General features: G+C 66.5%; 11 protein-coding genes. 2 read left to right on the top strand and 9 right to left on the bottom strand.

What is annotated here, in order from left to right; genetic code table 11:
• Together ACSQ25_RS03240 and ACSQ25_RS03235 are read left to right on the top strand one after the other, a co-directional pair.
• Positions 1-648 carry an outer membrane protein gene (locus ACSQ25_RS03240; RefSeq protein WP_436104279.1) on the top strand — a complete coding sequence of 216 codons (648 nt, stop codon included), beginning with the start codon at positions 1-3 and terminating at the stop codon, positions 646-648.
• A 76-nt stretch (positions 649-724) separates the two neighbouring features.
• Entirely contained in the window at positions 725-1,126 is a 402-nt protein-coding gene (locus tag ACSQ25_RS03235; protein ID WP_436104278.1) for a response regulator, read from the top strand.
• Here the strand turns inward: ACSQ25_RS03235 and ACSQ25_RS03230 are convergent.
• From ACSQ25_RS03230 to ACSQ25_RS03190, 9 genes are all read right to left on the bottom strand, one after another.
• Positions 1,119-1,775 (bottom strand): hypothetical protein, encoded by a 657-nt coding sequence (locus ACSQ25_RS03230; protein WP_436104277.1) that lies wholly within the window; start codon positions 1,773-1,775, stop codon positions 1,119-1,121. The two genes, ACSQ25_RS03235 and ACSQ25_RS03230, sit on opposite strands and share 8 nt — an antisense overlap.
• A 112-nt stretch (positions 1,776-1,887) precedes the next feature.
• The gene (locus ACSQ25_RS03225) at positions 1,888-3,591 is read right to left on the bottom strand and encodes a PQQ-dependent sugar dehydrogenase (protein WP_436104276.1); all 1,704 of its coding nucleotides are present in this window, start codon (positions 3,589-3,591) and stop codon (positions 1,888-1,890) included.
• A 75-nt stretch (positions 3,592-3,666) separates the two neighbouring features.
• Complete coding sequence (locus tag ACSQ25_RS03220) at positions 3,667-4,212, bottom strand: DUF4256 domain-containing protein (RefSeq protein ID WP_436104275.1); 546 nt, start codon at positions 4,210-4,212, stop codon at positions 3,667-3,669.
• Positions 4,209-4,640, bottom strand: a complete 432-nt coding sequence (locus ACSQ25_RS03215; protein ID WP_436104274.1) for a VOC family protein — start codon at positions 4,638-4,640, stop codon at positions 4,209-4,211. Before ACSQ25_RS03215 ends, ACSQ25_RS03220 begins: the two co-directional genes overlap by 4 nt.
• Entirely contained in the window at positions 4,637-5,113 is a 477-nt protein-coding gene (locus ACSQ25_RS03210; RefSeq protein ID WP_436104273.1) for a helix-turn-helix domain-containing protein, read from the bottom strand. The genes ACSQ25_RS03215 and ACSQ25_RS03210 overlap by 4 nt, the downstream gene beginning before the upstream one ends.
• A gap of 95 nt (positions 5,114-5,208) precedes the next feature.
• Positions 5,209-6,318, bottom strand: coding sequence for a ribonucleotide-diphosphate reductase subunit beta (locus tag ACSQ25_RS03205; protein WP_436104272.1), 1,110 nt, complete (start codon positions 6,316-6,318; stop codon positions 5,209-5,211).
• Between the two features lie 128 nt (positions 6,319-6,446).
• Positions 6,447-9,365, bottom strand: a complete 2,919-nt coding sequence (locus tag ACSQ25_RS03200) for a ribonucleoside-diphosphate reductase subunit alpha (protein WP_436104271.1) — start codon at positions 9,363-9,365, stop codon at positions 6,447-6,449.
• A gap of 471 nt (positions 9,366-9,836) precedes the next feature.
• Entirely contained in the window at positions 9,837-11,282 is a 1,446-nt protein-coding gene (locus ACSQ25_RS03195; RefSeq protein ID WP_436104270.1) for a sigma-54-dependent transcriptional regulator, read from the bottom strand.
• Between the two features lie 34 nt (positions 11,283-11,316).
• On the bottom strand, positions 11,317-12,969 hold the full coding sequence (locus tag ACSQ25_RS03190) for a sensor histidine kinase (protein WP_436104269.1): 1,653 nt from the start codon (positions 12,967-12,969) through the stop codon (positions 11,317-11,319).
• Between the last annotated feature and the right edge of the window lie 7 nt (positions 12,970-12,976).

Genomic DNA, 12,976 nt, shown 5'->3' with positions numbered 1-12,976 from the left:
ATGAAAAAATTGAGTCAATGCTGCGTGGCCGTGGCCGCGGCGCTGCTGGCCGTGCAGGCCGGCGCCGCCGACCCGGTGCGCTACTGGGGCGCCCACGCTGGCGTCAATACTCTGAAGGACTGGGACGCCCAGGTGGACTTCGGCTTCGGTACGCCGCGCACCGGGCGCGCCGATCTCGAGCGCGGCGTGCACGGCGGCCTGATGGTCGGGCGCCAGTCGGAACACGCGCGGTATGAACTGGAATACGAGACCGGCCGCATCGAAGTCGAGCGCCTCACCCTCGCTCCGCTGAGCCAGGCGGTGAACGGCAAGGGCCGCTACCATGCGCTGTTCGCGAACGCCTACCGCACCGACCGCTTGAGCGAGCGGGTCGACAGCTTCGTCGGCGGTGGCATCGGCTGGGGACGCGTCAAGCTGCCGCTGCTGGGCCTGGGCGCCAACTGCGATTGCTTCGGCCCGGCCTCGAAGAGCGGCTTCGCCTGGCAACTGCGTGCGGGCTTGGGCTACCGGGTGTCGGAACAGGCCAGCGTGACGCTGCAGTACACCTGGCTCAACCTGCCGCGTCCGGAAGCGGAAGGCCCGCCGGGCATCCGCTACGACAGCAAGCGCTTCGGCGCATTCACGCTGGGCTATAGCCGGCAGTTCTGATGCGACGGGGCCGTCCATGCCCCGTCTCATCAATTGTGCGCGGCGGTTTTGTCAGTAAGGCTACTATTTTCGGCTTATGTCCGAAAACATCCTGCTGATCGAAGACCGCCCCCTGGACGCGGAGCTGACCGTCCACGCGCTGCGGCGCTGCGGTATCCACAACCCCGTGGTCCACGTCCATGACGGCGACGAGGCGCTGGCGCTGCTGCGCGGCGCCGAGGCCGCCGGCACGGCAGGAAAGTTCGGATTGATCCTGCTGGACGTGCGCCTGCCGAAGATCGATGGCTTCGGCGTGTTGAAGCACATCCGCTCTTCCCCCTGCCTGCAAGCCATTCCGGCCGTCGTGCTGACCGCGCTGCCGGTGGAGTCGGACCGGGTGCGCGCCTCGCTGCTGGGCGCGACGAACTACATCTCCAAGGCGATCGACCTCGACGAGTTCGCGGTCCTGCTGAAGATTTCGCTCAGACACTTCATCTGACGGCAGCCGGCCCCAGGCGTGCAGCTTCATCGTATTCGGCTTCACTGACCAGGCCGGCGAAGTACAGCGCGTGCGGCGTCAAGTCGACCGGGAAGCTGAGCTTGTCCTCGAGGTTCCCCAGCTCGTCCAGCAAGGAGCAGGCGACCAGTCCGCCGATGATCCGGTAGCCGACACCGCGCGGCATGCCCAGCTGGCTGTCCAGCGAGAACAGCCGGGGAAGGTGGCTGCCGGCGGCAGGCTGCGACGCGCGCCGGCGCGCCTGCACCAGGCACACCGCAAGCGCCCGCTCCATCTCCCCTTCCCTCATGCGCGCCTGCTCGACATGGGGGATGTCGCGGCCGAAATGGCGGATGCAGAAGCGCGCAAGGCCGGCCGCGTCCATGCGGCTCCAGGCATGCCAGACCGAGTCCGCCGCGCACGACGGCAGGGCGCAGGTCTTGCCGGCGGCGGCCACGCAATCGAAGAACATCATCAAGCCTTCGGCCGCCAGGGCGAAGAAGGCGGCGTCGCGGGGGATGCCGGGGAATTCCTCGTGCGCGCTCTGCGCCCAGTGGGAGAACAGCGCGGCAGGCACGTCGGCCAGCACGGCCGCATAGGTCGATTGAGCGAATTCCCATTCCACGGCACGCGGGGTTTCCCGGACATTCATCGTTGTTCTCCGTCGTGGGTCATCCGCTTAGCTTAGTGCCGGCGCCCCTTGCGGATGATGACCGAGCTCAACAATGAAAAAACCCGCCTTGCAGCGGGTTTGACGGGACGCTTCAGCGCTGCGGCGCGATGCGCCAGACGGTGCCGCCGGCATCGTCGACCACCAGCAGCGCGCCATCCGCGGCCACCGCGACGCCGGCCGGACGGCCCCAGACCTCACGGTCGCTCAGCACCATGCCGCTCATGAAGTCCTGGTACTGGCCGGTCGGCACGCCATTCTTCATGAAGACGCGCACCACCTTGTAGCCGGTACGCACGCCGCGGTTCCAGGAACCGTGCAGGGCCACGAACACGTCGCCCTCGTACTCCTTCGGGAAGGCGTGCTGCGCGCCCTTCGGCGCCTGGTAGACCGCCATGCCGAGCGGCGCCGAGTGCGACTGGATCAGCACGTCCGGCACGATGCTCTTGCCCTTCAGGTCAGGGCGCTGGCCCTTCAGGCGCGGGTCTTCGTTGTCGCCGATGTAGTACCACGGCCAGCCGTAGAAACCGCCCTGCTTCACGCGGGTGAGGTAATCCGGCGGCAGGTTGTCGCCCAGCGCGTCACGCTCGTTCACCGTGCACATCACATCGCCGCTGCCCGGGTAGACCAGCATGCCGACGCAGTTGCGCAGGCCGGTGGCATAGGTGCGGCGGTTCTTGCCGTCCGGGTCGAAGGCCATGACGGTGGCGCGGTCAGTCTCCACGCCCCAGCTGGCCCCGACACCGTGCTTCGCTTCCCATTGCGCGAGCGGCTCGGGCGGCTGGGGACCGATCTCGGTCGCCACGTTGGTGGCGGAGCCGATCGACAGCAGCATGGTCTTGTCGTCGTTGGAGAACGCCAGGCTGCGGGTGGTGTGGCCGCCGCTGGTGTCGGACAGCTGGGCCACCACGGTTTCCGCTGCGCCGCGCGCCTTCAGGTCGCCGTTGCGGTAAGGGATGCGCACGATCGCATTGACGTTGGCGACGTACAGGTATTGCGGGTTCGCGCCCGACGGCCAGAAGGCCATGCCGTAGGGGCGGGTCAAGCCGCTAGCGAAGACTTCGGGCGTGGCAGTCTGCTGGCCATCCTTCGCGCGCAGCACTTTGATCTCGCCCTTGGCGGTGGCGGCCAGGAAGATGTCGCCGTTCGGCGCGCGCAGCGGCAGGCGCGGCTTGTCGGCGTCGCTGGCGAAGACGCCGACCGTGAAGCCCTGCGGGACGGTCGGCATGCTGCCGTTCGGACGCGCCTCGACGCGCGGGCCGTTGCCGGCGCTGCTCGTGGCGAAGGGCGGCGGCATGTCGCTGGCCTTGATGTGGTGGATGCGGCCGGGCTGGCTGTCGTCCCAGGAGCCATTTCGGTCGGCCGGCGTGGCGGCCTTCGCAGGCGCCGCTGCCGCGGTGGTGGCGGGGCCTTGCAGGCTGGCCAGATAGTCGACCAGGGCGGCGCGGGTCTGCTTGTCCGGCACGCCGACCGGCATCGTGGTGCCGGGGACGTTCTTCGCAGGATCGGCAAGGAAGACGTCCAGTTCCTGGCGGGTCCAGGTCTTGCCGGCGGCGCCGGCTTTTACCAGCGCGGCGGAATAGTTATAGCCGGGTACACCCGCAGCCTTGCGGCCGAGGACGCGGAACAGGCCCGGGCCGGCGCGCGAGGACAGGGTCGGGTCGACGCTGTGGCAGCTGGCGCAGTTGTTCTGGAAGGTGGTCTGGCCGGGGGTGATCTGGGGCGCGGCGTGGGCGGCGGGCAGCGCTGCCAGGCTGGCGAGCAGCGCTGCATGCAGCGTCAGGGTCTTGGCGTGCAAAGGGAGTTCTCCTGTTATTCGGACTGGACAGTCCGTCATCATAGGACAACTCGGCCGCCTGCGCCGCTTATTGCCTCACACCGTCAGCAGGCCGCGGAAGCCGCGCGCCGCATAGTACGATTCGGCGCCGTTGTGGTAGGTGAATACCCGGCCATAGCGGCGGTCGCAGAACAGCGCCCCGCCCAGCGCACGCAGGTCCGGCGGCGTGGCGATCCAGCTGGAGGTCTTGCGGTCGAATTCGCCCAGCTGTTGCAGGGCGCGGTACTGCTCTTCCGTCAGCAGCGTGATGCCCATCTCGGCAGCCATCTCCTCGGCACAGCCGCGCGGCTTGTTTTCCTTGCGCGCGTCCAGGGCGGCGCGGTCGTAGCAGATGCTGCGCCGTCCTGACGGAGTCTCGGGGGAACAGTCGCAGAAGACCAGGCTGCCGCTCTCTTCGTCGCGGCCGATGACGTCCGGTTCGCCGCCGCTTGCCTCCATCGCGGACAGGGATGCCAGCGCCCGGGGACTGGCGCTGATCCTGGCCGCTACCTCTGGCCAGGCCAGGTCCGGGTGGCGCCGCATGTTCTTCTCGAAGCGTGCGCGCAGGGTGTCCAACAGCAGGTCATGTTCTTTTGCGTTCATTGAAAAGTGGCTCCTTTAGGCTGGGCGGCGGTCTCGATCATCTTCCAGCCATTCCCGGAGGGATCGCGGAATCCGGCATCGACATTGCCAAAGCGGTCGATCGGCTCCTGGGTGAACTCGACACCATGGGCCTTCAGGCGCTCGTAGGCGGCGCGGCAGTCGCTGACCGACAGCACCAGCGGCGGCATGGCGCCCTTGGCGACCAGCGCGTGCAGGGCCTGGGCGGTGGCGGCATCGTGGACCGGTGGGCCGGGACGGAACAAGCCGAGCTGGAACGCGGGCTGGTCCGGGTGCTGCACCGTCAGCCAGCGGTAGTCGCCGTTGCGCACGTCGGTGTGCACCCTGAACCCCAGCTTCCCGACATAGAAATCGAGTGCTTCGTCCTGGTCGCGCACGTACAGCCCGACCACATTGATACTTTGAATCATGGGACCTCCTTCGAATGGAGCTCCAGTTTGCCAGCAGCGTCCTGGCGCCGCTTCTCCAAAACTGCGATGTTGAGGTCGGGCCGGTGCGCGCCGCGCGCCACGCATTCCGGCACGTACTGGCCGAGCTGGGGCGCCAGGCGCGCCCGCGCCCGCAGTTCGCCCGGGCTGTCGCCGGTGATGTCGCGGAAGATCCGGCCGAAGGTGCCGATGCTGCTCCAGCCGGTGCGCAGTGCGATCTCGGTGATGGGCAGCTCGGTATCGCGCAGCAGTGCGGTGGCGCGCTCGATGCGGCGCGTGAGGAGGTAGCGGTGTGGCGGCAGGCCGAAGGCCTTCTTGAATTCGCGCGCGAAGTGGGCCGCCGAGACGGCACTCACCTCGGCCAGGCGGTCGATGGGCCATTCCTCATGGGGCGCCCCATCCATCCGATCCTTGGCACGCAGCAAACGGCGCAGTAAGTTGGGATTCTGGCTCATCCCCGGCAGAGTAGCATCGATGTCCGGTGGCGGTATAGTCAACATGAAAACGGCGGCCCGAGCCGCCGTTCTGGAGCAAGTCCTAATGCGCGGGATCAGTCCCAGCTCAGCGCACCGCCGGTCTGGTACTCGGTCACGCGGGTCTCGAAGAAGTTACGTTCCTTCTTGAGGTCGATCATCTCGCTCATCCACGGGAACGGGTTCTCTTCGTTCGGGAACAGCGGCTCCAGGCCGATCTGCACGGCGCGGCGGTTGGCGATGAAGCGCAGGTAGCCCTTGAACATCGGGGCGTTCAGGCCCAGCACGCCGCGCGGCATGGTGTCTTCGGCGTAGCGGTACTCGAGTTCGACGGCCTGCAGGAACAGGACCTTCAGCTCTTCACGGAAGGCCGGGGTCCACAGCTGCGGGTTTTCCATCTTGATCGTGTTGATCAGGTCGATGCCGAAGTTCACGTGCATCGACTCGTCGCGCAGGATGTACTGGTACTGCTCGGCGGCGCCGGTCATCTTGTTCTGGCGGCCGAGCGCCAGGATCTGGGTGAAGCCGACGTAGAAGAACAGGCCTTCCATCAGGCAGGCGAAGACGATGATCGACTTCAGCAGCTTCTGGTCGTTTTCCAGGGTGCCGGTCTTGAATTCAGGATCGGTCAGCACGTTGATGAAGGGGATCAGGAACTGGTCCTTGTCGTGGATCGACGCGATCTCGTTGTAGGCATTGAAGATCTCGCGCTCGTCCAGGCCCAGCGACTCGACGATGTACTGGTAGGCGTGGGTGTGGATCGCTTCTTCGAAGGCCTGGCGCAGCAGGTACTGGCGGCATTCCGGCGCGGTGATGTGGCGGTAGGTGCCCAGCACGATGTTGTTGGCGGCCAGCGAGTCGGCGGTGACGAAGAAGCCGAGGTTGCGCTTGACCAGGCGGCGCTCGTCTTCCGACAGGCCGTTCGGGCTCTTCCACAGCTCGATGTCGCGCTGCATGTTCACTTCCTGCGGCATCCAGTGGTTCGCGCAGCCGGCCAGGTATTTGTCCCATGCCCACTTGTACTTGAACGGCACCAGCTGGTTGACGTCGGTCTGGCCGTTGATGATGCGCTTGTCGTCGGCGTTGACGCGCTTGGCGACTTCGGCGGCGGGCGCTGCGGCTTCAGGGCTGGTTTGCGGTGCGCGCGGTGCCGGCGCGGTGGTTTGTTCGTCGTCCCAAGAGAGCATGGTGTTCTTTCCTTCTTTCGTGGCTGCGTCCGCGGTGAGCGGACGGCCGGGTGTATTCGTGTTGTGACAGACGAGGCAAGCATACCTGTCGGTATGCTTGCCTCTTGTTTTACTGACTTAGCGGCAGCTTATTGGCAAGCTTCGCATTCGTCGAAGCCGGCGTCGCCCGGACGCAGGTAGCAGGCGGCGCCTTCCACCACGTCCGCTGCCGCAGGAGCCGCTGCCGCTGGAGCCGCTGCCGGAGCAGCGTGACCGCCGGTCAGGCCGCCCGAGACCGAGACTGCGTTCAGCGCGCCGGTGCGGGTGGTCGACTTCTCCATGTGCGTCGCGGCGATGGTGCGCAGGTAGTAGGTGGTCTTCAGGCCGCGCAGCCAGGCCAGCTTGTAGGTCTCGTCCAGCTTCTTGCCCGAGGCGCCAGCCATGTAGATGTTCAGCGACTGGGCCTGGTCGATCCACTTCTGGCGGCGCGAAGCCTGTTCCACCAGCCACTTCGGCTCGACTTCGAAGGCGGTGGCGTAGATGTCGCGCAGGTCTTGCGGCACGCGGTCGATCTTGCTCAGCGAACCGTCGAAGTACTTCAGGTCGGCGATCATCACCTCATCCCACAGGTCGCGCGCCTTCAGGTCGCGCACCAGGTAGGCGTTGATCTCGGTGAATTCGCCCGACAGGTTCGACTTCACGTACAGGTTCTGGAAGGTCGGCTCGATGCAGGCCGACACGCCGATGATGTTCGAGATGGTCGCGGTCGGGGCGATCGCCACGCAGTTCGAGTTACGCATGCCGAACTGCTTGATACGCTCGCGCACCGGGGTCCAGTCCATGGTCTCGCTGCTGTCCTGCTCCAGGTAGCCGCCGCGCTCTTCAGCCAGCAGCTTGATCGAGTCCTGCGGCAGGATGCCGCGGTCCCACAGCGAACCTTCGTACGATTCGTAGCGGCCGCGCTCTTCGGCCAGTTCGGTCGAGGCCAGGTAGGCGTAGTAGCAGACGGCTTCCATCGAGGTGTCGGCGAACTGCACGGCCTTGTCCGAGGCAAACGGCACACGCATCATGTGCAGGCAGTCCTGGTGGCCCATGACGCCCATGCCCACCGGACGGTGACGCATGTTCGAGTTGCGCGCCTTGTCCACGGCGTAGTAGTTGATGTCGATGACGTTGTCCAGCATGCGCATCGCGGTGCGGATGGTCTTCTGCAGCTTGGCGTGATCCAGGCCGTCACCCTTCATGTGCTGCGGCAGGTTCACCGAGCCCAGGTTGCAGACGGCGATCTCGTCGGCGCTGGTGTTCAGCGTGATCTCGGTGCACAGGTTGGACGAGTGCACCACGCCCACGTGCTGCTGCGGCGAACGGATGTTGCACGGATCCTTGAAGGTGATCCACGGGTGGCCGGTCTCGAACAGCATCGACAGCATCTTGCGCCACAGGTCGAGCGCTTCGATCTTCTTGTACACGGTCATTTCGCCGCGGGCGGCCTTGGCTTCGTAGGCGACATACGCTTCTTCGAAGGCCTTGCCGACCTTGTCGTGCAGGTCCGGGGTTTCGCTCGGCGAGAACAGGCTCCAGTGGCCCTTCTCCATCACGCGCTTCATGAACAGGTCCGGAATCCAGTTCGCGGTGTTCATGTCGTGGGTGCGGCGACGGTCATCGCCGGTGTTCTTGCGCAGGTCGAGGAATTCCTCGATGTCCATGTGCCAGGTTTCCAGGTAGGCGCAGACCGCGCCCTTGCGCTTGCCGCCCTGGTTCACCGCCACGGCGGTGTCGTTCACCACTTTCAGGAACGGGACCACGCCCTGCGACTTGCCGTTGGTGCCCTTGATGCGCGAACCGAGTGCACGCACCGGGGTCCAGTCGTTGCCCAGGCCGCCGGCGAACTTCGACAGCAGCGCGTTTTCTTTAATGGCGTCGTAGATGCCTTCCAGGTCGTCGCCGACGGTGGTCAGGTAGCACGAGGACAGCTGCGAGCGGCGGGTACCCGAGTTGAACAGGGTCGGGGTCGAGCTCATGAAGTCGAAGGACGACAGCAGGTTGTAGAACTCGATGGCGCGCGCTTCGCGGTCGGCTTCGCGCAGGGCCAGGCCCATCGCGACGCGCATGTAGAAGGCCTGCGGCATTTCGATGCGGGTTTCGCGCACGTGCAGGAAGTAGCGGTCGTACAGGGTCTGCAGGCCGATGTAGCCGAACTGCAGGTCGCGGTCGGCGACGATGGCCTTGGCCAGGCGCTCGAGGTCGTAGGTGCCGAGCGCTTCGTCCAGCAATTCGTTCTGGATGCCCTTGGCGATGTACTGCGGGAAGTAGGTGACGTACTCGGCGGCGGCGCCGGCTTGCGGCACTTCCTTGCCGAAGACTTCCTTGCGGATGGTGTGCAGCAGGATGCGCGCGGTGACCTGGCTGTAGGCCGGGTCTTTTTCCATCAGGGCGCGGGCGGCCAGGATGGCGGACTTGTGCAGCTCTTCGACCGGCACGCCGTCGTACAGGTTCTTCAGGGTCTCGGCGACGATCGCGTCGGCGTCGACGTGCTTTTCCAGGCCCGAGCAGGCGGCGTTGACAAGGGCGTAGACGTCGTTCACGTCCAGCGGGCGGCGCTGGCCGCCGTCGACCACGTGGATCTGCGGCGCGGCCACGGCGGTACCGCCGGCGGCTTCCTTGGCGGCCTTGCGCTCTTCCATGCGCTTGGCGCGGTACAGCACGTATTCGCGCGCGACGTCATGCTCGCCCGAGCGCATCAGCGACAGTTCGACCTGGTCCTGCACGTCTTCGATGTGGAAGGTGCCGCCGTTCGGCTGGCGGCGCACCAGGGCGGCCACCACGTTGCCGGTCAGCTGTTCCACCAGCTCGCGGATGCGGGCCGAGGCAGCGCCCTGCCCGCCGGCGACGGCGAGGAAGGCCTTGGTCATTGCGACCGAGATCTTGTGCGGCTCGAAAGCGACCACGGCGCCGTTGCGGCGGATAACCCGGTAGTCACCGCGTGCGACGATCTCTGCGGGCGTGGCCGTGGCCGTGGCACCTTGGGTGACGTGCGGATTGATCGAAATGTCTTGTGCTGTTTGCATTGAGCCTCCAGTGAGCAGCGGGTACCTGCCGTCGTTTGTCTTGAGCCGGACTTGTCAACCCGACAAAATTTTAAGCAAAGCGATACCCCGCCAGCCGGTAAGCCTGACTGGCAACCAGATTACGCAGGGTAGAAATCGCTGTTGAATCAGTGGCTTGCAGAGCAAGCTTCAAGTCGAACCTAAATCCTAGTTGCTTTGAGTTCACTACCACTACATCTAGTGTTCGATCTTGATATGAGACTAATTGTAGTGCCTGACCCAGGTCACGGCAAGTAAAGAACTTCCTAATTTTTTTCGTTTTTTTTGGTGCATGGGCTTGACAAGCAAGCGTGGCCGGATCGGCGGGGAGTCTGAAGTGAGTGAGCGCTAACCTTGCCATCCCGCGCTGCGTAAAGCGTAATCAGCGCAATGCGCGACGCATCATTCTTGTGCATTTTGCACTGGCGAAAAGACAACAACAGCGCTGCGGCCTCAGGCGCTGTCATCCGGCGCGCAGATCTCCAGTTTCTGCATCTGGTAGCGCAGCTGGCGCACGCTGATGCCGAGCAGGGCCGCGGCCTGGGTACGGTTGAACTGGGTTTGCTGCAGGGCGCGCCCGATGATGTCGCGCTCGACCTGGCTCAGGTACTCGGGCAGGTTGCCGGGCAAGCCGTTCGGGCCGATCATGCTGGATGCGGGCACCGTTTCCAGCGCAGCGGGCGCAGGTGCAGGCACCGGTGCCGCTGCCGGCATCGGCGCAGGCGCAGGCTCGCGCGGCGCCGCCTCTCCCGGTCGCGCCGCCTTGAGCGACAAATCGCCCACCTCGATCACGCCGTCGTTGGCGAAGGCCAGCGCCCGCTCCAGCACGTTCTCCAGTTCGCGGATATTGCCCGGGAAGGAGTAGGCGCGCAGCGCTTCGAGCACGCCCGGGCCGAGCGCGGCCTGCCCGGGCCCGGCCAGGCGCGCCAGGATCGCGTCCACCAGCGGTGCCAGGTCGTCGATCCGTTCGCGCAGCGGCGGCAGCGACAGCTCGATCACGTTCAGGCGGTAGAACAGGTCTTGCCTGAACCTGCCCTGCTCCACGCATTGCGCCAGGTCCTGGTGGGTGGCACTGATGATGCGCACGTCGACCGGCTCCTCGCTCGTGGCGCCGATCTTGCGCACGCGCCGCTCCTGGATCGCGCGCAGCAGCTTGACCTGCATCGCCAGCGGCAGGTCGGCCACTTCGTCCAGCATCAGGGTGCCGCCGTTGGCCGCCTGGAAGAAGCCGTCGCGCTCCTCGGCGGCGCCGGTGAAGGCGCCCTTGCGGTAGCCGAAGAACTCGGCCTCCATCAGGGTTTCGGGAATCGCGCCGCAGTTCACCGCCACGAAGGCCTTGCCGGCGCGCGAACTCTGGGCGTGGATCTCGCGCGCGGCGAGTTCCTTGCCGCTGCCCGACTCGCCGGTGATCGAGATCGGCGCGTTGGAGCGTGCCAGCCGGCCGATCTGGGCGCGCAGCGACTGCATCGCGGGCGAGTTGCCGATCATGCGCGAGGCCGGCGCCGCGCCACCGGCTTGCACGGCCGGCGCTTCGGATAATTTCAGGGCCGAACGCACCATCACGCGCAGCGCATCCAGCGCCACCGGCTTGGAGATGTAATCGAAGGCGCCGGCCTTGAGCGCCACCACCGCGTTGTCGGCGCTGCCGTAGGCGGTAATGACGGCGATCGGCGTGCCCTTGTGCGATGCCGCGACCTCGCGCACCAGTTCCAGGCCGAGGCCGTCCGGCAGGCGCATGTCGGTCAGGATCAGCGCATAGTCGTGCTCCTCGAGCAGGCCGCGCGCCTGGCGCAGCGTGGCGGCGCTGTCGACGTCCAGGCCCATCTTGAGCAGGGTGATCTCGAGCAGTTCGCGCAGGTCGGCTTCGTCGTCGACCACGAGGATGCGGGGTGCGGTCATGGTTCTCTCTATATGTATACAGGCAGACGGCCTGCTAGGCCGGCTGCGAAAAGCTGATCACGAAGCGCCCGCTGGCGCGGCGCGGCCCCATGGCCGTGGCGTCGAAGCGGTATTCGTAATCGAGCTTCGCCTCGTTGTTCAGGCACAGCTCGCGCGCCAGGTACAGGCCCAGGCCGGTGCCCTTGCTCGAGGTCGTGTAGAAGGGCTCGAACAGGTGGGCGCGCACTTCCGGCGTGATGCCCGGACCGTCGTCCTGCACGTGCAGCTCGATGCGGCCGGCGGCGTCGCGCGCCGGGAAGATGCGGATGCTGGCGGCTTCCTTGCTGGCATAGCGCACCGCATTGTTGAGCAGGTTGAGCAGCACTTCGTGCAGGTGCAGCGGATCGAAACGTACCGTATTCTCCCCGGCGTCGCCTATATAAACTATATCATCCGCCAGCCCATGGGTTTCGCAGAATTCGGCCTTCAGCTCGGCCAGGAAGGCCGCCAGCCGCAGCGGTTCGCCGTTCGGCTGCACCTTGCGCGACAGCTGCAGGATATCCTCGACCATGCGGTTCACCCGCGTCACGTTGTCGCCCACGATCTTCAGCAGGCGCAGCTCGGCCGGGCCGTGCAGGTCTTCGGCCAGCAGCGCGGTGGCGTGGCCGATCGCCGACAGCGGGTTGCGCACCTCGTGCGCGATGCTGGCGGTGAGGCGGCCCATCGAGGCCAGCTTGAGTTGCTGCGCCTGGTTTTCGATGGCGCTGACGTCCTGCATGAACACCACGCTGCGCCCCAGCGCCACCCCGGCCGTGTCGACCCGCGCGAAGCGCAGCTTCAGGTGCACCGGCTGGTCGCGCCGACCACGCAAGGGGCCCGTGTCTTCCCGGTAGGGCTTCACGGTGACGAAGGAGGCGCCGTCGACCGGCGCGCGCAGCCAGGCGCCGAAGGCCTGGGCCAGCGGCTCCAGGCCCGGCGCCTCGCCGAGCACGAAGCCGGCCGCCTCGCCTTCCAGTCCCAGCATGCGCCGCGCCGCCGGATTGCCGGTGAAGACTGCGCTGTCGTCGCCCACCACCAGGATGCCGTCGCCGACGTCGGCGATCACGATCTGGTTGATGGTCTGCTGGATGCGCAGGTCGAGGCCGCGCTGGGCGGCCAGGTCTTCCTGCTTGATCAGTCGCGCCGCCAGGCGGTTCACCAGCAGCGTGCCGGCGAAGAAGGCGGCGCCGTACATACCGGCCTGCATCAGCGAGGGCTGGCGCTCCTGCATGAAGACCTGCCAGGTGCTCTCCGCCAGCACGAACAGGGTGGCGATCGCGCTCGAGAACAGCGCCAGCGTGAGCGGCGCCAGGATGGCGGCGCCGCCCAGCGGGAACAGGTAGAGGATCGCCAGGCCGCTGCGCATGCCGCCGGCTTCCAGGTAGAGCAGGGAGATCGCGGCCAGGTCGGCGGCGATCTGGACGCCCAGCTGCCAGGCGAAGCGGCGCCGCCACCAGGTGGCGAGGGCGCCGAACACCAGCGCCGCCGCCAGGTAGGACAGGCAGGTGACGGTGCTGGCCGCATCCAGGCGCAGGCCGCCGCCGCCGATGTCCAGGCCCAGGTAGAGCAGCAGCACCAGGGCGATGACGATGCGGGTAACGGTGAAGGTCTGGAGCGAGCGCCACAGGGTCGTGCGGGCTTCGCGGGTCAGCACCTGCAGCGGCGACATCGGCCGG

This window comes from Massilia sp. LjRoot122, from assembly GCF_964252725.1.
Lineage (GTDB): Bacteria > Pseudomonadota > Gammaproteobacteria > Burkholderiales > Burkholderiaceae_D > Telluria.
The sequence above is the reverse complement of the archived record's forward strand: the minus strand, read 5'-3'. Positions and strand labels throughout refer to the sequence as shown.

Coding starts and splice junctions, on each gene's coding strand:
- ACSQ25_RS03220 (WP_436104275.1), bottom strand. CDS start 4,212: ATGAACGCAAAAGAACATGACCTGCTGTTGGACACCCTGCGCGCACGC.
- ACSQ25_RS03210 (WP_436104273.1), bottom strand. CDS start 5,113: ATGAGCCAGAATCCCAACTTACTGCGCCGTTTGCTGCGTGCCAAGGAT.
- ACSQ25_RS03240 (WP_436104279.1), top strand. CDS start 1: ATGAAAAAATTGAGTCAATGCTGCGTGGCCGTGGCCGCGGCGCTGCTG.
- ACSQ25_RS03190 (WP_436104269.1), bottom strand. CDS start 12,969: ATGTCGCCGCTGCAGGTGCTGACCCGCGAAGCCCGCACGACCCTGTGG.
- ACSQ25_RS03235 (WP_436104278.1), top strand. CDS start 725: ATGTCCGAAAACATCCTGCTGATCGAAGACCGCCCCCTGGACGCGGAG.
- ACSQ25_RS03195 (WP_436104270.1), bottom strand. CDS start 11,282: ATGACCGCACCCCGCATCCTCGTGGTCGACGACGAAGCCGACCTGCGC.
- ACSQ25_RS03230 (WP_436104277.1), bottom strand. CDS start 1,775: ATGAATGTCCGGGAAACCCCGCGTGCCGTGGAATGGGAATTCGCTCAA.
- ACSQ25_RS03200 (WP_436104271.1), bottom strand. CDS start 9,365: ATGCAAACAGCACAAGACATTTCGATCAATCCGCACGTCACCCAAGGT.
- ACSQ25_RS03215 (WP_436104274.1), bottom strand. CDS start 4,640: ATGATTCAAAGTATCAATGTGGTCGGGCTGTACGTGCGCGACCAGGAC.
- ACSQ25_RS03205 (WP_436104272.1), bottom strand. CDS start 6,318: ATGCTCTCTTGGGACGACGAACAAACCACCGCGCCGGCACCGCGCGCA.